This window comes from Fastidiosipila sanguinis, assembly GCF_002998295.1.
GTDB classification, from domain to species: domain Bacteria; phylum Bacillota; class Clostridia; order Saccharofermentanales; family Fastidiosipilaceae; genus Fastidiosipila; species Fastidiosipila sanguinis.
Map to the genome: position 1 here is coordinate 1626768 of NZ_CP027226.1, position 25952 is coordinate 1652719.

General features: G+C 36.4%; 15 protein-coding genes and 1 pseudogene. 9 read left to right on the forward strand and 7 right to left on the reverse strand.

Annotated features, from left to right (window positions below; genetic code table 11):
* Positions 1–120: 120 nt before the first annotated feature.
* The 6 genes and pseudogenes from rpoB to C5Q98_RS07095 all read left to right on the forward strand — a co-directional run.
* Positions 121–3756, forward strand: a pseudogene (rpoB, locus tag C5Q98_RS07070) (DNA-directed RNA polymerase subunit beta); the annotation flags it as partial.
* Positions 3757–3843: 87 nt separating this feature from the next.
* Entirely contained in the window at positions 3844–7497 is a 3654-nt protein-coding gene (gene rpoC, locus C5Q98_RS07075; protein WP_106012932.1) for a DNA-directed RNA polymerase subunit beta', read from the forward strand.
* A gap of 400 nt (positions 7498–7897) precedes the next feature.
* Positions 7898–9058, forward strand: coding sequence for a CHAP domain-containing protein (locus tag C5Q98_RS07080; protein WP_205728429.1), 1161 nt, complete (start codon positions 7898–7900; stop codon positions 9056–9058).
* A 91-nt stretch (positions 9059–9149) separates the two neighbouring features.
* Entirely contained in the window at positions 9150–10076 is a 927-nt protein-coding gene (locus tag C5Q98_RS07085) for a 3'-5' exonuclease (RefSeq protein WP_106012933.1), read from the forward strand.
* A 241-nt stretch (positions 10077–10317) separates the two neighbouring features.
* The gene (locus C5Q98_RS07090) at positions 10318–10791 is read left to right on the forward strand and encodes a CtsR family transcriptional regulator (RefSeq protein ID WP_106012934.1); all 474 of its coding nucleotides are present in this window, start codon (positions 10318–10320) and stop codon (positions 10789–10791) included.
* Positions 10792–10937: 146 nt separating this feature from the next.
* Complete coding sequence (locus tag C5Q98_RS07095) at positions 10938–13595, forward strand: ATP-dependent Clp protease ATP-binding subunit (protein WP_106012935.1); 2658 nt, start codon at positions 10938–10940, stop codon at positions 13593–13595.
* A gap of 167 nt (positions 13596–13762) precedes the next feature.
* Here the strand turns inward: C5Q98_RS07095 and C5Q98_RS07100 are convergent, their stop codons facing one another.
* From C5Q98_RS07100 to msrA, 7 genes are all read right to left on the reverse strand, one after another.
* The gene (locus C5Q98_RS07100; RefSeq protein WP_106012936.1) at positions 13763–14467 is read right to left on the reverse strand and encodes a CpXC domain-containing protein; all 705 of its coding nucleotides are present in this window, start codon (positions 14465–14467) and stop codon (positions 13763–13765) included.
* Positions 14448–15500: a hypothetical protein gene (locus C5Q98_RS07105; RefSeq protein WP_106012937.1), complete on the reverse strand. Its 1053-nt coding sequence runs from the start codon at positions 15498–15500 to the stop codon at positions 14448–14450. The genes C5Q98_RS07100 and C5Q98_RS07105 overlap by 20 nt, the downstream gene beginning before the upstream one ends.
* A gap of 107 nt (positions 15501–15607) precedes the next feature.
* Entirely contained in the window at positions 15608–16237 is a 630-nt protein-coding gene (locus C5Q98_RS07110) for an LOG family protein (RefSeq protein ID WP_106012938.1), read from the reverse strand.
* 53 nt (positions 16238–16290) lie between these two features.
* Positions 16291–18261 (reverse strand): zinc ribbon domain-containing protein, encoded by a 1971-nt coding sequence (locus tag C5Q98_RS07115; protein WP_106012939.1) that lies wholly within the window; start codon positions 18259–18261, stop codon positions 16291–16293.
* A 244-nt stretch (positions 18262–18505) separates the two neighbouring features.
* The gene (locus C5Q98_RS07120; protein ID WP_106012940.1) at positions 18506–19876 is read right to left on the reverse strand and encodes a CCA tRNA nucleotidyltransferase; all 1371 of its coding nucleotides are present in this window, start codon (positions 19874–19876) and stop codon (positions 18506–18508) included.
* Positions 19869–20348 carry a peptide-methionine (R)-S-oxide reductase MsrB gene (msrB, locus tag C5Q98_RS07125; protein WP_106012941.1) on the reverse strand — a complete coding sequence of 160 codons (480 nt, stop codon included), beginning with the start codon at positions 20346–20348 and terminating at the stop codon, positions 19869–19871. The genes C5Q98_RS07120 and msrB overlap by 8 nt, the downstream gene beginning before the upstream one ends.
* Positions 20341–20931: a peptide-methionine (S)-S-oxide reductase MsrA gene (msrA, locus tag C5Q98_RS07130; RefSeq protein ID WP_106012942.1), complete on the reverse strand. Its 591-nt coding sequence runs from the start codon at positions 20929–20931 to the stop codon at positions 20341–20343. Before msrA ends, msrB begins: the two co-directional genes overlap by 8 nt.
* Positions 20932–21227: 296 nt before the next feature.
* On the opposite strand from msrA, the gene C5Q98_RS07135 reads away from it, so the two are divergent.
* The 3 genes from C5Q98_RS07135 to C5Q98_RS07145 are packed head-to-tail and all read left to right on the forward strand — an operon-like array spanning position 21228 to position 25545.
* Positions 21228–23444, forward strand: coding sequence for an ABC transporter ATP-binding protein (locus C5Q98_RS07135; RefSeq protein ID WP_106012943.1), 2217 nt, complete (start codon positions 21228–21230; stop codon positions 23442–23444).
* A complete protein-coding gene (locus C5Q98_RS07140) occupies positions 23437–25242 on the forward strand; it encodes an ABC transporter ATP-binding protein (RefSeq protein WP_106012944.1) in 1806 nt (601 codons plus the stop codon). The genes C5Q98_RS07135 and C5Q98_RS07140 overlap by 8 nt, the downstream gene beginning before the upstream one ends.
* Before the next feature lie 51 nt (positions 25243–25293).
* Positions 25294–25545 carry a hypothetical protein gene (locus tag C5Q98_RS07145; protein ID WP_106012945.1) on the forward strand — a complete coding sequence of 84 codons (252 nt, stop codon included), beginning with the start codon at positions 25294–25296 and terminating at the stop codon, positions 25543–25545.
* The last annotated feature ends 407 nt before the right edge of the window (positions 25546–25952 follow it).

Below are 25952 nucleotides of genomic sequence, written 5' to 3' on the forward strand. Positions count from 1 at the left end.
TTTATCCTCCAAAAGTCAAATGTATATAACAAATATATTTTCTAGAAAAGCACAAGAACAGAATGGAAAAATTCTTATAGTTTAAAACTCATAATACAGACGAAGAGGTGAATCTTAATTATGTTGCATCCTGAAAAATTTGGACGTGCAGAGCGCATGTCATATGCAAAATTACATGAAGCAGCCGATATGCCAAATTTGGTTTCTATTCAGAAAGAGTCATATCAATGGTTACTAGATCAAGGTATCAAAGAAGTTATTGACTCAATTTCTCCAATTAAAGATGATGGTCCAGGAGACCTCGAGATCTATCTTTTAGAAACAGAATTTGATATCGATAACCCTAACTATCCAATGAGTGAATGTCGTGATAGAGACGTTAACTACTCTGCGCCTATGAGAATGAAGGTCCAACTTAACAATAAGAAGACCGGAGTTATCAAGGAGCAAACTATATTCTTGGGTGATTTCCCTCTAATGACTGACAATGGTTCATTCATCATTAATGGTGCCGAGAGAGTTGTTATCAGCCAATTGGTACGTTCTCCAGGTGCATACTATAAACCAATCAAGAATAACAAGAGTGGTAAAGATCTATACAGTTGCCAAATTATCCCAAACCGTGGTGCATGGCTAGAGTACGAAACTGATAAAAAAGACGTTATTTACATGCGTATAGACCGTACCCGTAAATTCCCACTATCAGTTTTCTTGAGAGCTCTAGGTTATGGTACAAATGCAGAAATTATCGAGAACTTTGGTGACGGTGACTACATCATGGCTACTTTGGCCAAAGATAACAGCACAAATCGTGAAGAAGGTCTTTTAGAGTTACACCGTAAATTAAGACCAGGTGAACCAGCTTCTGCAGAAGGTGCTGAGAGCTTATTAAACAATATGATTTTTAACCCTCAAAGATACGACCTTGGTAACGTTGGTATCTTTACTGTCAACCGTAAATTTGCGTTGGCAAGCAGAATTGTTGGTCACAAAGCTGTTGACAACATTGTTTCTCCAGAGGGAGAAATCTTAGCAGAAAAAGATCAAATTATTACAGAAGAACAAGCATGGGATATCCAAAACAGTGGTATTAATGAAGTTGATGTTATCCCAATGATTAAAGTTGGTGACACATTGACTGAAGCGGATGAGAAGTTCCGTGTAATTGGTAACGCAAGAGTTGATGCTAAAGCTTTCTTAAGCAATTTCTTCTCAGAAGACGTTGTTAAAGATATTGATTTCGAGGGCACAGGAATTACCGAAATGGTAAGAACAAGTGCATTGAGAGCAGTTGCAGCTGAAGCACAAGCTGAATCTGAAGAAAACCAAGCTAAAGTAATCAACGAATTATTCCGTAAAGACAAGAACCAATTAATGCCAACAAACCTAACAGTTGAAGACATTATTGCTTCTGTAAGTTACTTAATTGGATTATACGATGGAATTGGTGACCTAGACGATATCGATCACTTAGGTAACCGTAGAGTACGTTCTGTTGGTGAGTTGTTGCAAAACCAATTACGTATTGGATTCACTCGTATGGAGAGAGTCGTACGTGACCGTATGAGATCAATCTCAGATCCAGACAAGGTAACTCCTAAGAAATTAATTAATACAAGACCAGTTAGTGCAGCTATTAAAGAATTCTTCGGTTCTTCACAGTTGTCACAATTTATGGATCAACACAACCCACTATCTGAATTAACTCACAAACGTCGTTTGTCAGCTTTAGGACCTGGTGGTTTAAGTAGAGACCGTACTAACTTTGAAGTTCGTGATGTTCACTCATCTCACTATGGTCGTATTTGTCCAATTGAAACACCAGAGGGACCAAACATCGGTTTGATCAACTCATTGGCAACATATGCGACGGTTAATAAATATGGATTTATCGAAACACCTTATAGAGTTTATGACAAAGAAAAAGGTGTTGTTTCAGAAGAAGTTCGTTATCTCACAGCAGATGAGGAAGATGATTTCTACATTGCTATGGCAAATGAACCTCTAAATGAAGATGGCTCATTCGCAGATAGCAAAATTACCGTACGTTTACGTGATAAATTCTTGGAAGTACCAGTAGAAAAAGTCGATTTGATGGACGTATCACCAAAACAAGTTGTTTCTGTTGCTACTTCATTGATCCCATTCTTAGGTAATGACGATGCTAACCGTGCTCTTATGGGTGCCAACATGCAACGTCAGGCAGTTCCTCTAGTTAAACCAGACTCACCAATAGTTGGTACAGGTATGGAATATAGAGCTGCGAAAGATTCAGGTGTTGTAGCAGTTGCTAAGAATGCTGGTGAAGTAACATTTGTAGCTTCAGACAAAATTATTATTAAGACATCAGAAGTATCACAAGATGTTTATGAACTAACTAAATATCAAAGATCAAACCACTCCACATGTATTAACCAAAGACCATTGGTCAGAATTGGCGATCATGTTGAGGCAGGAGATATTATTGCAGACGGTCCTTCAACAGATAATGGTGAGCTATCTTTAGGTCAAAACATGTTAATCGGTTTCATGACATGGGATGGTTACAACTACGAGGATGCTGTTTTAATCAACGAACGTTTAGTTAGAGATGACATTTATACATCCATTCACATTGAAGAATATGAGTGTGATGCTAGAGATACCAAACTAGGTGCAGAAGAAATCACAAGAGAAATCCCTCAAGTTGGTGACGAAGCACTACGTAACCTTGACGAAAAAGGTGTAGTAAGAATTGGTGCAGAAGTAAAAGCAGGTGATATCCTTGTTGGTAAGATCACTCCAAAAGGTGAGACAGAATTAACTGCAGAAGAAAGACTATACCGTGCTATTTTCGGTGAAAAAGTTCGTGAAGTACGTGATACCTCAACAAGAGTTCCTCACGGTACAAGCGGTGTTGTTGTTGATATCAAAGAATTCTCACGTGAAAATGGTGATGAATTACGTAATGGTGTTAACGAACTAGTTAGAGTTTACATTGCTCAAAAACGAAAAATATCTGTCGGTGATAAGATGGCTGGTAGACACGGTAACAAAGGTGTTGTTTCCAGAATTTTACCTTCAGAAGATATGCCATACCTAGAAGATGGTACACCACTAGATATTGTATTAAACCCACTAGGTGTTCCTTCACGTATGAACATTGGTCAGTTACTAGAAGTTCACTTGGGAATGGCTGCTAAGAAGGCAGGATACAAAGTTGCAACTCCAGTATTCGATGGTGCAGACGAGCACGACATTCAAGAAATTCTTGAAGAATACGGAATCCAAAGCAATGGTAAGTCTGTCGTATACGATGGTCGTACAGGTGAGAGATTTGACAACGATGTAACAGTTGGTGTCATGTACTACTTGAAGTTACACCACTTAGTAGATGACAAGATCCACGCAAGAGCGATTGGACCATACTCATTAGTTACACAACAACCATTGGGTGGTAAAGCTCAATTCGGTGGTCAACGTTTCGGTGAGATGGAGGTTTGGGCACTTCAAGCTTATGGAGCAGCCTACACATTGCGTGAAATCTTAACTGTTAAGTCAGATGACGTACAAGGACGTACCAAGACATACGAGGCTATCGTTAAAGGTGAGAACATTCCTGATCCAGGAATTCCAGAGTCCTTCAAGGTCTTGATCCAAGAAATGCGCAGTTTAAGCTTGGATGTTAGAGTTTACTATCAAGATAAAGAAGTTGCTTTGAAAGAAGAAGTTGACGAAAGTGATTTAAACCCAAACATCAACTATGACACCAATAAATTACGCGAATTGATTAGCTCTATCGGCAATGATTCCGATTCAGATAATTAAGACTCTGCTAAATTTAGAGTGAAAGGAAAATAAATAATGGCTGATTTAAGACTTGTTGAGAGAGATAACAAAAAATTAAATAAAGATAATGAAGAAAATTTAGAGTTTGAGTCAATTGATATTAGATTAGCTTCACCTGAGCAAATTTTAAAATGGTCACATGGTGAAGTTAAGAAACCTGAAACTATTAACTATAGAACTCTAAAACCAGAAAAAGATGGTCTCTTCTGTGAAAGAATTTTCGGTCCTGCAAAAGACTACGAGTGTCACTGTGGAAAGTATAAGAAAATTCGTTATAGAGGAATTGTCTGTGACAAATGTGGTGTTGAAGTAACAAAATCAAAAGTAAGACGTGAAAGAATGGGTCACATCAAGCTAGCTGCCCCAGTATCACACATTTGGTACTTCCGTGGAATTCCAAGTCGTATGGCATTAATCTTAGACTTGTCTCCACGTCAACTAGAGCGTGTCCTATACTTCGCTAACTACATTGTTTTGGACCCAGGCAAAACAGGCCTAAAACTAAAACAAATCATTTCAGAAGCTGATTACCAAGAAACTGTTCGTAAGTTTGGTCGTGATGCTTTCCGTGCTGGTATGGGTGCAGAATCAATTCAAGAATTATTAGCACAAATCGACGTAGACAAAGAAACAGAAGATCTTCGTAACGATATTAAAGCAAGCAAAGGTCAAAAGAGAGTACGTTTAGTAAAACGTTTGGAAGTAATGGAAGCTTTTAGCCGTTCAGAAAACAAACCTGAGCACATGGTATTAGATGTTCTTCCAGTATTACCACCAGAGTTAAGACCAATGGTTCAATTAGACGGTGGACGTTTTGCAACATCAGACTTAAACGATCTTTATAGAAGAGTTATTAACAGAAATAACCGTTTAAACAAACTACTACAATTAGGTGCGCCAGAAATCATTATCCGTAATGAGAAACGTATGCTACAAGAATCTGTTGACTCATTAATTGACAACGGTCGTCGTGGTAGAGCAGTTGCTGGTGCAGGAAACAGAGCCTTGAAATCACTTTCAGAATTGCTAAAAGGTAAGCAAGGTCGTTTCCGTCAAAACTTGCTAGGTAAACGTGTTGACTACTCAGGACGTTCAGTTATCGTTATCGGTCCAGAGCTTAAGATGCACCAATGTGGTCTTCCTACAGAAATGGCGATTGAATTGTTCAAACCATTTGTTATGAGTAGATTAATGGACGAAGGTTACGCACACAATATTAAGACAGCTAAGACTTTAGTTGAACGTGGTGATGACGCAGTTTGGGATATTTTGGCAGAAGTTATCCAAGATCACCCAGTTATGTTAAACCGTGCCCCAACTCTTCACAGACTAGGTATCCAAGCATTTGAACCAGTACTAGTTCAGGGTAAAGCTATTAAACTACACCCACTAGCATGTACAGCTTTCAACGCTGACTTCGATGGTGACCAAATGGCTGTTCACGTACCTTTATCTGCAGAAGCAAAGGCTGAATGTAGATTCTTAATGCTACACTCAACCAACCTCTTGAAACCACAAGATGGTAAACCAGTAACCGTTCCTACCCAGGATATGGTCCTAGGTCTATATTACTTGACAATCGACAAAGAAAATTGTAAGGGTGATGGTAAGGTATTCACATCTTTAGACGAAGCTGAAATGGCTTATGACAAAGGTGATATTGAATTACACTCAACAATTACAGTTCGTTTCGATGGTGGTAAGAAATTTGGTAAGAATATTTATCACAGAGTTACATCAACTTACGGAAGATTCTTATTCAATCAAATAATTCCACAAAACTTAGGTTATGTTGACAGAACAGTAGCTGAGAACGAATTCGATCTAGAAGTTGATGAAGTTGTAGACAAAACAAAACTAGGAAATATTATTGAGCGCTTAATTCGCTACAATGGTTTGACCAAGACAGCAAGCATTTTGGATGATATCAAGAAATTGGGTTATCACTTTGCGACAAAATCAGGTATTTCTATCAGCGTTTTCGATATGGAAGTTCCTGGAGTCAAACAAGAATATCTACAAAAAGCTGAAGAAAAAGTTGAATTCATTAACAAACAACACCAAAGAGGTTTGTTAAATGAAGATGGACGTTCACAAGCTACAATCCAAGTTTGGACAAAGACAACTGATGACATTACAGAAGCATTGAAAGTAAACATGGACAGATACAACTCCATCGCAATGATGAGTCAATCTGGTGCTCGTGGTTCCATGTCACAGATCAAACAGCTAGCAGGTATGCGTGGTAACGTTAGTGATACTTCAGGTAAGACAATTGAGATTCCTATCAAGTCAAACCTACGTGAAGGTATGAACATCTTAGAGTTCTTTATCTCCTCACACGGTGCTCGTAAAGCTCTATCAGATACAGCGTTAAAGACAGCTGACTCTGGTTACCTAACAAGACGTTTGGTTGACGTTGCTCAAGATATCATCATTACTCAAGTTGACTGTGGTAGTGAAGATTCAGTAACAATGACAGCTTTGACCTCAGGTTCAGGAGCATCTAAGCGAGTAATTAGTACTTTAGCAGATAGAATTGTTGGTAGATATGCAGCAGAAGATATTATCGATCCTGAAACAGGTGAAGTAATTTGCAACGCTGGTAAACTAATTACCAACAAGAAAGCTGAGAAAGTTGAACTAACCGAAATTGAAGCAGTTAAGATTAGATCAGTCTTGACTTGTGAAGCAAAACACGGTGTATGTGCTAAATGTTATGGTACAAACTTAGCTACAGGTTCAAAGGCTGAAATCGGTGAATCAGTAGGTATTATGGCAGCACAATCAATCGGTGAGCCTGGTACACAGCTTACAATGCGTACTTTCCACACAGGTGGTATTGCATTGTCTGGAGAAGATATTACTCAAGGTTTGCCTCGTGTTGAAGAGCTATTTGAAGCGAGAAAACCAAAGGGTCAAGCAATTATGAGTCAGACAGCTGGTATTGTAAGTATTAAAGACTCAAGTAAACGTAAGACTGAAGTTGAAGTAACAGATGCAGAGGGCAAAGTTAAGAAATACAATGTTCCTTATGGATCAACACTACTAATTGAAGAAGGTGACTCAATTGAAGCTGGTGATCTAATCACAGAAGGTTCAATTAACCCACACGATATTATGAAGGTTAGTGGAGTTGCAGGTGTTGCACGTTACATTACTTCAGAAGTTATTAAAGTTTATAACAACAACGGTATCGATATTAATGACAAACACGTTGAAATTATTTGCCGTCAAATGATGCGTAAAGTAAGAGTAAATGAAGCAGGAGATACAGAATTACCAACAGGTGGTGTTGTAGACATCTTCAATTTCAGAGAAGAAAATACTCGTGTAAATAACGAAGGTGGTGAGATCGCAGAAGGCGAAAGACTTCTATTAGGTATCACCAAGGCTTCCTTAGCTACAGAATCATGGCTATCAGCTGCATCATTCCAAGAAACAACAAGAGTTCTAACAGATGTAGCAGTTAAAGGTAAACGTGATGAGCTAATTGGTCTAAAAGAGAATGTCATCATTGGTACCCTAATTCCAGCAGGTACAGGTTTGGCATATTATAGAAACTTAACTCCAGTTCCTGTAATTGAAGAGAACAAAGAGATTCTAGAAAATGTCTTGGAAAATGCTGAAGAGTTAGAAGACACAGATTCAGAAAAAGTAATTAACTAGTAGATTTTAAGTTTACTGAATAAAGTTAAAATAAATTTAGAAAAGCAATCTTGAAAATTTGAATTAAAAAAGATAATTTTAGCTATCATAATTCAAAACAAGATTGCTTTTTTACATTTAAAGGTTGCTTTTTTACATTCGAAAAATTGTTAATAAAGGTGTTAAATGCCGTATTTATGCGAAAAGACGAAAAAATTGTAAACATTATTACAAGCTTTTGACAAAAAAATTACATAAGGTTATTATTACTATCGTGTTTAAATATCTTTTATTGAACATTATGAAGTGTTAGGCTTATCAAACACAAAAATTAAGTTTAAAAAGGAGAGTTTGAAGAGGGACATTTATTTTTCGAAATTTTGAGGAAATACCTCGTAATGTCTAATTCAAAATCTAAAATATGTTAAAAGATAAATTCAATCTAGAAAATAAAATTACCCTGAAATCAGTATTAAAAATAGTTCCTGCCGTTGCTTTAGTAGTGGTAGTATCTGGCTCAATTTTAGTAAATTCAGGACGTAAAGTAGAAGCAGAAACAGAAAAAGCTCCAGAATTAAATCTTACAGAAGAGATTACAAAAGAAGCTATTAACCTCATGGCAGATATCGATGATATTACAGAAAATGGTATAAATCGTGGTGGTTTAGATTCAGAGCTTAATGATAAAAAATCTAAGATTAAACTAAAAGAGGTTAAACTTGCTGATAAAGTTTTAGAGAAGGTTAATCTTGATGATAAAGAAAATGCCGATAACACTAACGAAGATGATGTTAAAGCAGTTGAAGAAGCAAATGATTCAAATGAGGATACAGCTAACACAACTGTAGCAAGTACAAGCAGTACTCAAAGCACAACAACTGCTACAACAGCAGCTAGAACTATAACAGTAGCATCTGGTGAAGGTTGGTGGCACGTAGGTAATCGTTCAGGAGTAGACTATAGATACCTCGCAGTATTTAACGGCAAAAGCTGGAACGACAGTTTATATACAGGACAAGTTCTAAAAGTTCCTACAGCAGATGAGTTGGCAAATATTAAGTTACCAGTAGAAACTACTGCACCAACAACTGCTGCAACTCAAGCTCCTACACCAACTACCCAAGCACCTACAACAACTCAAGCGCCTACAACAACTCAAGCACCTGCACCAACTACCCAAGCAACTGAAGCACCAAGTAATAATTACTATGGCCCAGGAAACCTAAATCTCTCTGGCTATATTGGTGGTGTTGCTCAACCAGGTTCAGGCTACTATGGTGCAGGTTGGTGTACTTGGTATGCTTATAATGCAAGATATGCAATTGGCAGACCGTTACCAACATATCTAGGTGCAGCAGATTCATGGCCTTACAGAGCAGCAGCTGCTGGTTATGTAGTTAATAATACCCCAGCAGTAGGGGCAGTTATTTATATGGGTAATATGCATGTAGCCTTTGTTGAAGCTGTTTATGGAGATGGTAGTATTTTGATTTCTGAAGGTGGCTGGAACTATACAGCTTTTGGCTACAACAAGAGAGTTATATCTGCAGGTTCAACAGGATATTATTCATACATACACTAATATAGTGAGAGCTATATTTTAAAGATATTCTATTCATGAATAATAAGATATTGCTCACAACATAACAGAAATTATTTTAGAACTTAGTATTATGTATATAGTTTTTGACTTAGAATGGAATATTGCTAATCCATATAAGAAAAATAAATTGAATAATGCCATGATCCCAAATGAAGAAATTATTGAAATTGGAGCATGGCGATTAGATGAACATTTAAATATTTTAGATAGTTTTTCTACAAATGTTAAAGCAAACTTCTTTGATGAACTGCACAAACATGTTGCAAAGGTTACTCAAAGAGATAAAGCAAGTCTTAAAACAGGTCTCAATTTCCCTGAGGCCTTTTTGCATTTCACGGAATGGTCCAAGCAAGACGGTGAACCTATTCTTTTTTGCACCTGGAGCAATAATGATGTCAGACCATGGATTTCTAATTTAGAAGCATATAATTTGCAATGGCCATTGGGTATGCGTTTTTTTGATGCGCAGAGATTCTTTAGTCTAGCAAAAGATGATAGAAACACTCAAAATAGTGTGGCTACTGCTCTTGAATTTTTAGAAATAGAGCCAGAAAAGGACTTGCACAAGGCGCTTAATGATGCCTGGTATACAGCGATTATCTTCCAAAGAACAATTAGACATCTACAAAAAGAGAATAAGATTAGTTCTGACCCAAACGAACTTTTTGCCGAGCTCTATAAATATTCCTATGATATTAATTTAAATTACAGGGATAAACTTGTATTCGATGATATTAGTAAGTCTTCAGATCTGATAAAAATTGCAAAAAATACGGATTGGCTATGTCCAGCCTGCAAAACTAAACTTAAATTTACAAAGAATTGGAAGCCGGCAAAACGTGGTTTGCACTTAAATAACAGTACCGTATGCCCAGAGCATGGCACAGTCTTGGTAAATCTAATGTGTTTCAGAAATAAGCAACAACGAGAGCTTAATCTGCCTTTCCACGTCAAAGCGGATGTAAAAATTGACTGGATGGTTCATAGTTTGAAGTAGGCAGATTTGATATTGAGATGAGTAAAGAGCAGCGTAAATGTTGCTCTTTTTATTTTTTAAAAAATAAATGTCAAAGAATGTCAAAAAGTTCTTGACAAGATTTTTCAAGCTAGTATAATGAATGTCAAACAAGGTCAAAAGATACAAACAAGGCTCCGTTAAATGAACTATAATAGTTTTATAAACAAATAAACAAACAGTCAAATAAACAGACAAACACTAACAGTACAAGGAGGAAGAGATGGCAAAGATAAGTGACATAGTTGAAGCGATGATAAAGGAAATAATAGATGCAAATAATGGATTCGCAGAAATTACTCGTGGAGAATTAGCGAGACAAGCAAATTGCGTCCCTTCTCAAGTAACTTACGTTTTATCTACAAGATTTACCAGTAGTAACGGGTACAGAGTTGAGAGTAGAAGAGGCGGCGGAGGTTCTATACGAATTTACAAGATAGATACCAACCATAATAAAGCAGGATACATAATGCACGCTGTTAATTCTTTAGGTAATGCTTTGACCCAGAAACAAGCGGATATATTCATTAGGAATTTTTACGATTATGACGTTATGGATGCGGATACAGCGAGACTATTTATGGCGGCAACATCAGATAGCAGTCTTGATGGATTAGATGGAGTCTTAAGAGATACAGTACGAATGAAAATACTAAAAAATATGCTGGTGGAGTTGTTGGTGAATCTTGATGACTGATGGGCTTGAGTTTGAATTAATTAGAGTTTAGATAAACAATCTCAACAAACTTTAACAAATAATAAGAAAGACAACAAACACGAACCCAATAAACAAACCAAAAAAACAAACAAAAACACTAACGCAAACAAAAAGGAGGAACGCTTATGATATTGAGATATACAGATAGAACAGCAAAAGTGTTGTCTAAAGCTTATGAAACGGCTTTGACATACTCACAAGATTATATAAGCACAGAACACATCATTGCAGGTGTTCTTGCAGAAGGAGAGGGTAAGGCCCAAAACGCTTTAAATGCTCAAGGAATTACTGCAGAGAATTTCGCCGAAGCTTTGAACAGAGTTAATGGCAAAGAAGCAAAAAATATAGAGATTACCAATCCAGAAGATGTAGAAGCTGCAATTCAGATGATGACCCCAAGAACCAAGAGAGTCATAGAGCTGGCAGTTAACGAGGCTAATAGAAATAACTCTAAATCTGTTGAGCCAGAACACCTTATGGGTGCGATTTTAAGAGAGGCAGAGAGTGTTGGCTATAGAATGCTAACTAGTATGGGAGTAGATCCTAGAATGCTCTACTTTAGCCTATATGCAGATAGCTTCACTAGTACAACAATCACTCAAGATGCAGATGGTAACATTCGTAAACAGAGTTTTACGAGTAACCCTAGAGCAGGTTTAGGAAATAGACAGGAATCCAACTCTAATCCTCAAGAACAATCTGATACCCCAACTCTAGACCAGTATGGTTATGATCTAACACAAGCTTCCAGAGAAGGAAGAATTGACCCTATCATTGGACGTGATGAAGAGATCAATAGAGTTATGCAAATATTGGTTAGACGTAACAAGAACAACCCAGTCCTAGTCGGTGAGGCAGGTGTCGGTAAGACAGCTATAGCAGAAGGTTTAGCCAACATGATTGTCGCAGGTGACATGCCTGAAGCCCTCAAGGATAAGAGAATTATTTCTATAGATATTACTAGTCTTTTGGCAGGTGCTAAATATAGAGGTGAATTTGAGGAGCGTTTTGAGAATGTAATCAAAGAAGCTACGGCTGCAGGAAATATTATTCTGTTCATTGATGAGCTACACACAATTGTAGGTGCAGGTGCTGGTGAAGGTACTTTGGACGCATCAAATATCATGAAACCAATGCTCGCTCGTGGTGAATTACAAATTATTGGTGCTACAACTATTGATGAGTATAGAAAAGTTATAGAGAAGGATAAAGCTCTAGAGCGTAGGTTCCAAGCTGTTACAGTCGATGAGCCAAGTCCAGAAGAGACCTACCAAATTATAGAAGGTATCAAGGATAAATACGAAGCTCACCACGGTGTAAAAATTACCGATGAAGCGATCAAAGCTTCTATAGATCTATCTACCAGATATATTACGGATAGATTTTTGCCGGACAAAGCAATTGACCTAATTGATGAGGGTAGCTCTAAGATACGTTTGAATAACTTTGTAGAACCTACAGAGGTTAAAGATATTGAACAACGCTTGCAAGAGATTGAAGCTCAAAAAGAAGAAGCTGCAAAATTAGAAGACTATGAGAATGCGGCTAAACTTCGTAGCGAAGAATTGAAATTAGAAGAAGAACTTAATGCAATGCGTGCTAAATGGAAAAAATCTGTCGATACTGAGCACAATATTTTGACCGAAGAGGACATTGCAGAAGTTGTAGCGGACTGGACAGGTATACCAGTTAGCAAGATCAACGAATCTGACCAAGAGAGATTGAGAAATCTAGAACAAGATCTTGAGAAAAGAGTAATTGGACAGAATGAAGCAGTTGAGAGTGTTTCTAGAGCGATTAAACGTGGTCGTTTAGGACTAAAAGACCCTTCAAGACCGACAGGATCCTTTATCTTCTTGGGTACAACTGGTGTAGGTAAGACAGAATTAGCCAAGGCCCTCGCTATCGAGATGTTTGGTGAAGAGAAGGCTATGGTAAGGTTCGATATGTCAGAATACATGGAGAAATTCGACGTGAATAAATTCATCGGATCTCCTCCAGGCTACGTAGGTTACGAAGAGAGTGGACAATTAACTGAAGCAGTTAGAAGACGTCCATACAGTGTAGTTCTATTCGATGAGATTGAGAAAGCTCACCCAGATGTACTTAATATCCTTCTACAAGTTCTAGAGGACGGTAGATTGACAGATGGACAGGGTAGAACAGTAGACTTCCGTAACACTATAATAATCATGACATCTAACATTGGTGCTAGATTGCTAACAACAGCTCAAGGTCGAGAAATTGGTTTTGGCAGCACAAGTCAGGCAGTTATTTCAGGCGAAGAGGATATTGATAGCAACTTATATGGTGGTAGATCTTATTCAGAGGCTAAAGAATTAGTCATGAAAGAATTAAAAGACACATTGTCACCAGAATTTATTAATAGGATTGATGAGATTATCTTCTTCCGTATGTTAGGTCAAGAATCTATGGAAACTATAGCAAGAAATATGTTGAAAGACTTAATTGCTAGAGTTGAACAAGTGGGTGTACACGTAAGTGTAAGTGATGCAGCAGTTACTTACTTAGCTGAAGATGGTTACTCACCAGAATATGGTGCAAGACCTCTGAGAAGAAAAATTCAGTCTGAGGTTGAGGACAAAATTGCGGAGGCAATGCTCGATGGCATAGTTTCAGAAGGCGATACTGCATTGGTTGATGTAGAGGATGATAAGCTAGTTATTAAAGCAGCTGATAGGTCACTACAAAAAGTAAATGAAGATTCAGATACAAGCTCTGAAACTGGTGAAAGTTCAAGCGAAGAAACTAGCGAAGAATAGTGATTTCTAGTTCTTCAAATAAGTAAATTAGCTTGAAATAGCAAAATAAAAAGCGAAGTTAAAAGTGATGAAAGTGGGAAACCACTTAATTCACGGATAGCTTCGCTTTTGTTTTGTTCAAATTTAGTCTTAAATTAGATTGCTACAAAAAATTTCTAAAGTAAACGCTAAAACTTATTATTCAGCAGGAAAATTTCACAACCTAAGTAATCAACTACATTCCAATTCTCATCTTCATTAAATTTATCTGCGAAGTAAGCTTCAGCATTGTCATAAACTTCAGCATCTAGAGGGACTTGCCTCCAAACCTCATCTTCTGAGAAAGTCTGGAAAATATATTGAGAATTTTCAATCCCAACAAAATAAATGGCTTCAATTTTCTTAATAGTTCTATTGCCATTTTCATCTTCAACGGCTGGTGGATTGGATCTAGTCGCATACTTTATTACCTCAATTAATCTGTCATCTAGATCAAAATCGAAAACATGCAATTTCTCAATTAAATCATTATAGTCGTAACAAATTCTGAGGGTATAATCTTGGATATCTACGCCAAAATCTAAGGGCAAGTTTGAACTAATTTCGGATTTAAGATTGCCCTGCTCATCTCTAGAAGATTTATCTAATAATACCTCAGAGAATTTTGGTGCGTAGTAAATAAGCAACTTAGATCTTGGGTCTACATATAAGAATGGCTGGTCTAAAACATATTTACGATTGCAGTTTTGGCATTCGTAATTTTGTAATTCCTTTAGGAAAACCTGGTTCTTTAGGTCAGGGTCCTCTTCAACGTCAACTATATCCCAGATTGGCAAATCCTCTTCGTTTAAGCAATATGGGCAGTGAATCGTCTCATAATGAAATTTCGTCATATATACTCCTTTGGACTTTAATATTAGGCTTAGTTTGGTTTTCGTTTTTACCTGGTTGTACAGAGAAATTAGCTACATTTGGCAGAATGAAATTAATGCCTAAGCTCATAATAATAGCCATTATAATGGCTATTATCATGGTATTGCCAATTAAGCTATCTGTGGTAAAACTAGTCCATGCTCTAATACTAAATATATCTACTAACAATCTAAGATTTGCAGCAAAAACAATTATAATCAAACCTTGAATTCCTGTACCGTTTATTAGTGCTAGAGATATAAAATAAATTATGGATGAGTAATATATTCCTGGCAAGAATACTTTCCAGAGATCGTTAAAGTTAAAATTCTGATTGCTGATTAATTTGAGAATGATCCAAGCAATAACGACTCGCAAAGCATCTAAGATGATTGAGAAAATAAAGGCACGGATAAATATACTCATACCTAATTTTGCAAAACCATTATACCTGTTAGTCGTATCCTGTAAAATTATTAAATTAGATAAGTTACTGTTTTTTACAAATAAATAAATATTAAAAGCAAATAAAAGAGCTTGTATAAATACAGCTACAAAAAGTTGCCAAAGTCTTGCTGTTTTGGAATCACTAATTACAGTTGTTGGAGAAGTGAAGAGGTTTTTGAAAAAACTAAAAAATTGCAAAAATGAAAATTGTTTCTTGTCCCCAGAACTGTCTCCGTTATTAAATATTTTGGATTTTTTATTGGCAGTTTTTTTCTTTCTATTGGCATGCTCTTCCTTGCTTTCTTGGAAAGCACTATATTTATTTCGATTGAATCTACTATTTTGGGATTTTTCTCCCGGCTCCGACTTCGAGCTTGAAGTGTAAGGGCCACTAGAGTTATCAGCCTCGTTAGAATTACTAGCAGATTTATTTGTAGAGTTATTAGCAGAAGAGCTTTGAGTGCTTCCTGTTTCACTTTGTTGCTCATTATTTTTGCGAGCATAGCGACAGTTGCATCTCTCATCATTTTCTAGTTTTTTGCCACAATAAAAACAATATCTTCCCATTAATCTACCCTTTTGACATATTTTAGCTATTTAAATTATAGCTATAAACACGTGCCTAAAAGTTAGAGCTTTCAATCGAAAGAGTAAACATTTTCTGAACAATAAAACTATTCTTCCTCGATATCTTCAATGTTTGTCAATTCTTTTATCGTGTCATGGTGCTTCCACTCTGCCATTTTCTCTAATAACTTTCTTGGGTCACTATCAACTACGTAAAGATCTGAAGTTTTTGTATCAACAAACCCTTCTTTTTGCAACCCGTGAATGAGCTCCAAAAGATTGTCATAGTAGCCATCAATATTTAGAATCCCTATAGGCTTCTCATGTATGAGTAACTGACTCCAGGACAAAGCTTCGAAAAATTCTTCCATGGTGCCAATTCCACCAGGTAGCATGACAATCCCTTCTGCAAGATTTAGGAGCAAATTTTTTCTTTCGGACATGGTTTTGACAACTCTCAAGTCGTCCAAATCCTTATTAACCCACTCTAACTCAATCATGAAGTCTGGAATGATACCTGTTGCGGTTCCACCATTTTCAATAACTGTGCTAGAAACTTTACCCATTAGGCCTTTGTCTCCTCCACCATATACGAGGTGAATTCCTTCTTCAGCAAATAGTTTTCCTAGAGCTTCTGCAGTTTCCAAATATATTGGTTTCAAGCCACTTGAAGCCCCACAATATACTGTTAAAGCAGGCAATTTATCTTTGAGTTTTAGGTTTTTATCTTTTGACATGAAATTAATCAAGCTCCTATCTAATTAAAATTAATGCTTATCGTTCTATTATATTACTCTACCATTAAGTCAATGTAACCTATTAGGTCACCATCTCCAGCACTAGTTAACGCAATAAACTGAGAATCAGATCCTATATTGAAGACTAGATATTGACTGTCTTTGCGGATTGTTCCAATCTGACTTGCCTTGTCAGCATCTGCTGTCTTTGGATTATTCATCAGAGGTATATCTTTTTCAGCAGTTTTAACACTTGAACTATCTAAGTTGCTATAAATATGGTCTTCAATTTCAGATATTCTATCAAGAACATCGCTATTACTTGCATTAGCAGCGTAGCTTATCTTAGAAACTAGAGTTAGATTACCGTTACTTCCTGGTGTTAGTGTGTATTTGACATACCCCAAGTTAGCTTTCATTTCTTCAATATTCATAAAGAATACGGTATCGCCATCATTTGTTATATCATCTGCAGTTTGAGCTACGGATTTTGTACTATCGATAGCTAAACCGATAACCTTTTGATGACGTAGGTCAGTAATTACCCTGTAGTTTACATCTTCATGCGTGCGCAAATCATAGTTCAATTCGATCATACGAACTTCATAATTTCCGTTTTTGAGTTTAACTGTCTCAATAGGGACAAATGTTGTTTTTGACTCTGGATTCTCTGTAATTTCCTCGTTAGGTTCAATTGCAGTATCTGGGATTGAGAAAGTACCATCATCATCTTTCCTATATTCATAAGGTGGCACATTATACGGAGAATTTGGATCTAATTTAATTTCTGGATTTACATTCTTTTGTAAGAATTCTTCAATTTCCTTCAACTTAAATTCTTTAGTGTCGAAAGGATTTGTTGAGCCTTTGACAGTCTTTAAGAATTGGTTCAAATAAGTTTCTATCCACAACTCGCTAGGAACTTGGGAGATGTGGCTGAAGTTTGGTAATTGAACAGTTCTGTCTTGAACTTGAGCACCGTTGTATACTGGAGAATTAATGTTTTGCAATGATTCGTTGATAAAGCTAGATAATTTCTTGCTCTCAGAATTATTGTCCGGCAAAATTTCCCCTGTTGGCGCAGTATCCCCTGGCTTATCAGGATCGCCAAATCTATTTGGTTCTACAGGCAAATCACCAGAATTGAGTCTTAGATAAGTTTCATGATCACTAGCAAAAGTAGTGGATGTAGGTGTTGATTCTTGAGTATTGTCTGTAGTAGTTTGCTTAGGATCAGTTTCCTTGCTCGAATTCTCAATAGAGCTATCTGTGCTACTTGTAGTTGTATTTTCTACAGTACTTGCAGTAGTTGTTTCTTTGCTGGTCGCCTTAGTAGTTGTAGTTGTAGGAGCCTTTGTTGTGGTTGTTGTAGCAACAGTAGTTGTAGGTGTAGGAGTAGGGGCTGGAGTAGGAGTAACATAAACTATTTCATTCTTGTTACTACTTTGTACTAAGGATTGACTACTCTCACTTTGCTCGGTTGTTGAGCTTGTTGTGCTTTTCTCACTGGTGCTACTTGAAATACTAAGCTCAGAAACAGAGTTAGACAAGTTTGGACCAACTTCTCTACCTTTATTTTTACGGCTAATTAGGACAAAGAGTAATGTTAATAATAAAATAACAATTCCAGCACCTAATAATAGCCAAATAAAGCGTTTACGTTGCTTATTCTCTTCTTCAGAATCATAATAATCATATTGTAAATCATCAGATTGATAATTTCCTCCAGCTAAAGGCTGTGAGTTGACAGAACCTGAACTTCTTTCAAATTGCTGATCTGCATTTGTTTCAGGTACATCATAATCAACACTATTGAACCCTGCATTAGGTGCGAAAGGATCATTTTTGTTGATATCCTTGTAGTAACTATTGCTCTCATTACTTGTTTGAATATTATTATCTGAATTTATTTCTTCATTTTGGAAATTGTTTTCTTGATGGTCACTCCAGTCTAAGTTAGTACCACAACTGGGACACTGACTCTGACTAAGATTAACTTCTTCTCCACATATTGGACAGTACATAAACGTTTCCTCCAAATAACTTTATTTACAGACTAGGCTGCAAAGTTCCAAAGTATTATATAAGTTATGTAGGATAACTTAATATCATTATATTATAAAAGCTATATCAATTCATTTTTAAAATTATTGCCTATTGACTCATGAAAAAATAGTAAAAATAATGACAAAAGTCAACAAAAGTAAAGACTTAGTGGTTTTGCCGACTTAGTTGACTACGATTAAGAAAAGTTAAATTAACAAGAACTTAGGAGAGCATAGCTTTAGCGGCAGATAACAATGATTCTTCCTTGTTTTCTAATTCGCCTTGAATAGTTTTATGTAACAAAACATCTAATACATTACCTACAGCTTTGCCTTGAGAGAAGCCTAGGTTTATTAGATCTTTGCCGGTAATAGCAAGTTCTAATGTTGATAAAGGTAGTTGTTTTTCCAAGATTTCTGAGAAGCTTGCTTTAATTTCTTCTATTGTATGAGGTGAAATACCATACTTAGGCTCAAGCACTATTAAATCTAAGACTTCTATAAAAGTAGGTAGATCAAGTTTATATTTATTTTTTAGATGTACTAAATCTAGAGGTGAGAAGAAATTGCGTTCCTCGATGTTCATTTTAGACTTTGTTTCAAAGTCCATTTCTTGGCCTCCAATCTTTCCAATCTCTCCAATCGCTTCAATCCCCTCAACCCCGTGGCTCTCAGCAACCTCATGCAACGCAGAGACATAAGATTTTATAAGTCCTGAATCTAGTCTTTTTAGCTTAATTTTATCTAAGAAATGCGAGAGGTCTTCATTTGTGAGGAAATAAGTCAAGATCGTTAAATTAATATTATGATTCTTTGGAAGATTCTCAAGGAAATCAACATTAAGTGATCTATAAATTTCACAGGCATAGTGAGGAAATAGATAGTTCCACAGGACCATTAAATTTTGCCAGTTATCAGACAAAAAATCAGAATTAAGAATTTTGCTTAATTCGTGAGTAAGTCGTTCAGCCGCAACAAAATCAAGGTCATTTATCATATCTTTGACAGCCGCAAATGTGTTTTCTTCAACGTTGAAATTTAATTGCGCACCAAAACGTAAGGCTCTTATTATCCTTAGAGCATCTTCATTGAAACGCTTATAAGGGTCACCAACAGCACGAACTAATTTAGCTTTTAGATCAGCTAAACCATTGTGGTAATCGACTAAGCCCTCTGTTGGGTTATAGGCCAATTGGTTAATAGTGAAGTCTCTTCGCTGACTATCTTCATATAGAGAGGTAGTCAATTCAACATTGTTAGGCCGGCGATGGTCACTATATTTGCCATCAGTCCTAAAAGTAGTAATTTCAAATGGCTTGTTATCAATCAATAAAGTTACAGTCCCGTGTTGCAAGCCTGTATCTAGCACTATGAAATCGGAGAAAATCTTCTTAACCTCCTCCGGTGTAGCAGGAGTCGTGATATCGTAGTCGCTTATTGCTTTCCCTAGGAGTAAATCTCGAACAGAACCACCAACCAGATAACTTCGTTTATGATTTTTCTCGAATCTATCGAGTATAAACAAAATTTCTTCAGGTAAATCTTCTGGTAGTTCAGAAGATGAATTAAATTCTGTTAGAAGAGGCTTAGACATATTTTAGATAATCTCCGTAACCTTCCTTTTCCATTTGATCCTTTGGAATAAACTTCAACGCAGCACCATTGATACAGTAACGTAAACCGCCTGCATCTTTAGGACCGTCAGTGAAAACGTGTCCCAAGTGACTATCAGCTTCTTTAGAGCGAACCTCAGTGCGCTCATAACCTAACTTGAAATCTGCTTTTTCGTTAAGCTTATCGACTTCTTCGCCGATTGCTTTGGTAAATGAAGGCCAACCACAACCAGCGTCATATTTATCCTTGGAGCTAAATAGCGCCTCTCCACTTACTATATCAACATAGATACCTTCAGAGAAATTCTGATCATAATCAGATGAGAAAGGTCTTTCTGTCAACTCATTTTGTGTAACTTCGTAGGCTAGGTCACCTATCTTAGCTCGCAATTCTTCTGGGCTTAAATCCTTATAGTCAAAATCCTTATTACTTAAATTATTTAAATTACTCAAATTTATCTCCTTTCATACTAGCTCCTGCATCTGGTAGATTACGGAAGTCAACGTGGCAGTATCCTAGTGGGTTTTTGATTAAATAGTCTTGATGAAATTCTTCAGCCTTGCTTAGATTGTCTAAAGGCAAAACCTCTGTTGCCAAAGGTTCTTGGTATTTTTCTTGAATCATTTCTACTACAAAGTTAATTGTATCTAGATCTTCTTCATCTAAGTAATAAATACCATTTCTATATTGTTTACCAAAGTCATTCCCTTGTTTATCTAATTCTCTTGGGTCGAAGCTCTTGAAAAAATAATATAGCAAATGAGCTAAATCTATAATTTCAGGGTTATACTCAACATAGACAGCCTCCGCATGCAAAGTTTCTCCGCTGCAAACGTCCTCATAAGTAGGTGAAAGAGTATTACCATTGGCATAAGCTGTGTAGGTATTTATCACACCTGGCAATCTGCGAAGGAACTCTTCTGTTCCCCAGAAACAACCTCCTGCTAGAACAATGTTTTTGTTACCGGCATCGACATCTATTGATGTCTTTTGACCAAGTTTTATTTCACTTAGTTTTTTTGTATTATCAGGCATTTCGAAATTTCTCCTTCCTGGATAGAAATTGTATATATCATATTATTACAATTTTTAGCAAAAATACGTACATGCTGAGTTTTATCTCGTGAATTTTTTTACATGAAAAAATAAAAAATATAAAATTTCTTTCTTAAAAAACTAAAAAAGTGCAGAAATATTATTTAATCTAGGTACAATAATATGTAAACGATTCATGTAAGTGAGACTTAGTGGAGAGGCAGAGGGTCCATTAAATTTTCTACATGAATACACTAGCTTGATATTACTAAAGGCTCTATGCTTTGGGGGAAATAATGAATAGATATAGTAAAAGCTTAAAGAATTTTGATCCGTTAAGTCCAAGAGATGCTTGGGTTTTTAGCAATAGACCATATGCTTGGGCAGCGGCGCTGACTAGAGAGACTAGGTTAGAGGTATTTTTTGCATTTGTAACTATAATTATCTCTTCTATTATGGGAATTATTCCTTCATACTTCACATCGAAATTAGTCGATGAAGTTTTCGTTGCTGGTGATCTAAGCAATTTCTGGTGGTACGTGAGTGTTATTTTCTTAGTTCCAGTAATTCGAGGAATTATAATGTTCATCAAAAGATTGTTGTATGAATATATTTCTCAACATGCAATAATGCGAGCTAGAGATGCTTTTTACCAACATTTACAAAAACTAGACCAGGACTACTACTCCAAGACGCCAACAGGTAGAATTATGGCAAGATTGACAGGTGACCTTGAAATGGTACGCCACTTTTTGGCTTGGTCAGGATTTTCAACAATCGAGACAGCAATGATATTTGTCACAGCCTTGGTATATCTGTTCTTCATTGAGTGGAGATTAGCTTTAATTACGTCTGCAGTTGCTCCTATATTACTAATTACATCTGTAGCTTTACTCAACAAAATCAAACCAGCCTGGAGAAATATTAGGCAACAATTTGAGAAACTTAACTCAGTAGTTCAACAAAACATTAACGGTAATAGGACAACTAGAGCCTTTGTGCGCCATGATTACGAAGTAGATAGATTCCAAGTAGAGAACCTTAGATTTAGCGAGCTTAACAAAGACGCTGCTGATATTAGAGCTAGATATATACCACTAATAGATGGTCTTTCTAGCTTAATGTATGTTGCCTTGATTTTGTTTGGTGGAATGCTAGTTATAGAAGGTAACATGACAGTTGGTGACTTAGTCTTATTTAACAACTCTTTATGGATGTTAATTTTCCCAATGAGAATGCTAGGTTATTTAATAGATGACTTACAACACTATGCATCATCTGCTAATAAGATAATTGAGTTATTTACTACCAAGACCAAGATAGCTTCACCAGCGGAGGCTGAATTGACCGAAGATCCACAAAAAACTGATGAGAAATTGGTGCAAGCAAGTCTAGAGAGTCCTGTCTATAGCAAAGTTCTGGAAGAATCAGAACTAGATGTGGACAAAGAAATTAAAACAATTCAGAACCCAAATTCTTTGTTAGAGGAAAAGGTTGTTTCACGATCATTACTATCTGAAGATTCAGAAGCATTGAAGAAGATTAACCAAAACATAGTAAAAAGAGGTTATGTCCCTGACAAGCCATTCCCATTAGAATCTTATACTACAAAATCAATGCTCAAAAATTCAAAAACCAAGATTGACGACTTAGTTACATCATATGTTGAAGATAATCACATACCAAGAATTAGGCTAGAAGGTGAAGTTCAATTCGACCATGTCTCATATGACTATATTTCATATGGACAAAAGGTACCTGCACTACATGATATTAACTTCACAGCTTTGCCAGGTCAGACTATAGGAATTATTGGTGAAACAGGTTCTGGTAAAACTACTTTAATCGAGCTAATTTCACGTTTAGCAGATCCGAGCGAAGGTAGAATTCTAATAGATGGGCGAGATTTGAGAACTTACCCACTAGAAGCGGTAAGAAGATCCATCCACGTAGTTACCCAAGACGTATTCTTGTTTAGTGATACTGTCGAAAGTAACATTGCGTTTAGTGATCCATTGATGAGTACAGAAGAAGTTTATGAAGCGGCGAGATTAGCTGTGGCACATGACTTTATCCTCAAAATGGATGAAGGTTATGACACTATTATCGGTGAAGAAGGTGTTGGTTTGTCAGGTGGTCAGCGCCAGAGAATTTCTTTGGCTCGTGCTCTTGCAGGTGATCCAGATATTCTGATTCTTGATGATACAACTTCAGCTGTTGATATGAACACAGACGCAGCAATTAGAAGAAACTTAAAAGAGTCTATGAGAGACAAGACAGTATTCATGATTGCCCAAAGAATCAGCTCCATCAGAAATGCAGACCAAATATTTGTAATGAAGAATGGTCGTATTGTAGAGCGTGGTACTCATGAGCAACTTCTAGATTTAGATGGTATTTATAAAGAGATTTATGACACCCAAATTGGAGATAGCAAAGACGCTTTGGGAGTTATTATTGACAAACATGAAGCAGAAAAAGAATTAGAGACAAGGGGTGCAAATAATGGCTAGTAGAAATAGATTTGACCAAGATGAAATTCTGGAGACCCCCTTTAACTGGGATCAGGTAAAGAGAGTTTTCAAATATGTTGACCCTTACAAACTTAGATTAGCTCGCATTGCTATTGTAATGATTATTTCACAGGCTATAGGATTATTGAGCCCAATGATCTTCCAAAAAGCGCTGGACGTTGCTATACCTAACAAAGACTATGCATATCTATATACTTTATCAGGCATATATCTAGCTACATTGATAATTGTTGCCTGGTGTAGTCGTTATAGGATAAAAGCCCTAAGCTACACCGGTCAAGAAATGATCACTGACATTAGATACGATATGTACTATAGACTACAAGAACTACCATTTACATATTTTGATAGCAGACCACATGGTAAAATTTCAACCAGAGTTGTTAACTATGTTAATACTGTTAGTGATTTAATTAGTAATGTTCTGGTAAACGTTATCGTAGAGTTAAGTTCATTAATAATCATTCTTATTTATATGTTCCTTGTTGATGTGCAACTAACTCTATATGCAATGCTAGGTGTTCCTTTGTTGGTAATCTATCTAGCAATTATCAAGAAGTATCAGAGAAGATCTCAACAGATACGTAACAATAAGGTCTCAAACATTAATGCCTACAACCAAGAATCAGTACAAGGTATGAAGATTACACAACTCTTTGGTAGAGAAGGTGTTAACAGACAAATTTACCATGGGCTAGGTAACCAAGTTAGAAAATCTTTTATGGATGTTAATATTATTAACTTCTCAATGATGCCAGTGGTAGAAGCTATTGCAAACTTCACTACAGTCTTTCTTTATGCAGCCGCCGTATTTTGGGTACGTCAAGCAAATGGAGCTCCATTAGAGATTGGTACAATAATAGCTTTCGTTGGTTATGTTGGTTTCTTCTGGGGACCAATTTCGAACTTGGCAAACTACTATAACCAAATACTTGATGGTGCCTCGTATATAGAGAGAATTTTTGAATTCTTAGATGAGCCGCTAATAATAGAGGATGCAGAGGATGCCTATGAAATGCCTAAGGTCAAAGGTGAAGTAGAGTTCCGTAATGTTAGTTTCTCATACGAGGATGACAAGCCAGTTCTTAAAAATGTAAGCTTCAAAGTCAATCCTGGTGAAAGCGTTGCTCTAGTTGGTCCTACAGGTGCAGGTAAATCCACAATAGTTAATCTAATCTCAAGATTCTACGATGTAGACTCTGGAGAAGTCTTGCTTGATGGTAATAATGTGGAGAAAGTAACTATAGACTCATTACGCTCTCAATTAGGAATCATGATGCAAGACCCATATTTGTGGCCGACAACAATTATGGAAAACATTCGTTATGGTAGACTAGATGCAACTGATGAAGAGGTCATAGCAGCGGCAAAAGCTGTCCACGCTCATGAGTTCATTATGAAACAGGCAGATGGATATAATACAGAGATTCAAGAGAGAGGTTCTGGTGTTTCTGCTGGTGAGAAGCAATTGATAAGTATTGCTAGAGTGCTTCTGGCTGATCCAGCCCTGATAATTTTAGATGAGGCAACATCATCTATTGATACACAGACAGAGAAGGCTTTACAACTTGGACTAGAAGAGCTGACCAAAGGTAGAACTACATTTAGTATTGCGCATAGACTTTCGACTATTAGAAATGCGGACAAAATTTTCTACATAGCTGAACAGGGAATAGCAGAGCAAGGTAAACATGATGAATTACTGCTTCAAGGCGGATATTATGCTAAATTATATGAACAACAGATCAGAGAAATGTTAGAAGCTGGACAATATTAGTGAGTAGTCTGAATTTCTGAGTGGTAAAAGTTTAAACAAGGAGAATTAATTATGGCAGGAAGAACATCCAAAGAGAATATGGGTAAGATATCTGATAATTTAGATAAATTCAAAGAAATAATGCAAGAAGTAGAAGCCTCAGCGGAAAAAGTTAAAATGAACTTAGATGCTGTTCAAGGAAATTTAGATCCTAAATTAACTGAGTTAAAATCTAACATAAGTCGATTAGAGAAACATATCTCAAGCATAGAGAGATCAGCCGACAAGACCAAAAAGAGTGTTGATAAAATCAAGAAGAGTTAATTATGTATAAGATAGGAAGGCGATTCCGTTATGGGATCGCCTTCTTGATTTTATGCGAATTATCTTTACAAAACAATTATTTGAAATCTGGCTTGTAAAAACAATACGCACATAAACGAAAAGAAGCTACAGGGGGTAGCTTCTTTTACGGGGTATTTGTATGAGGTTAGTATGTTTCATAATAAGTTAAGCAAAAATCTTTGTCTATGTAGAAATACCGTATTAAAAGTGTATTATCCACTTTTAATTTTTTGCTTAATATTTTGAAATTTCATTAGTTGCAGCTTAACTAGCTTGTATACAACATTTAAAATCTGCTTCGAAGAGATGCTTAAGATTACTAATCTGTAAATAAAATTTAATTAATGTATCAAAACTCAAGATAAATCAAATAAAAATGCATAACA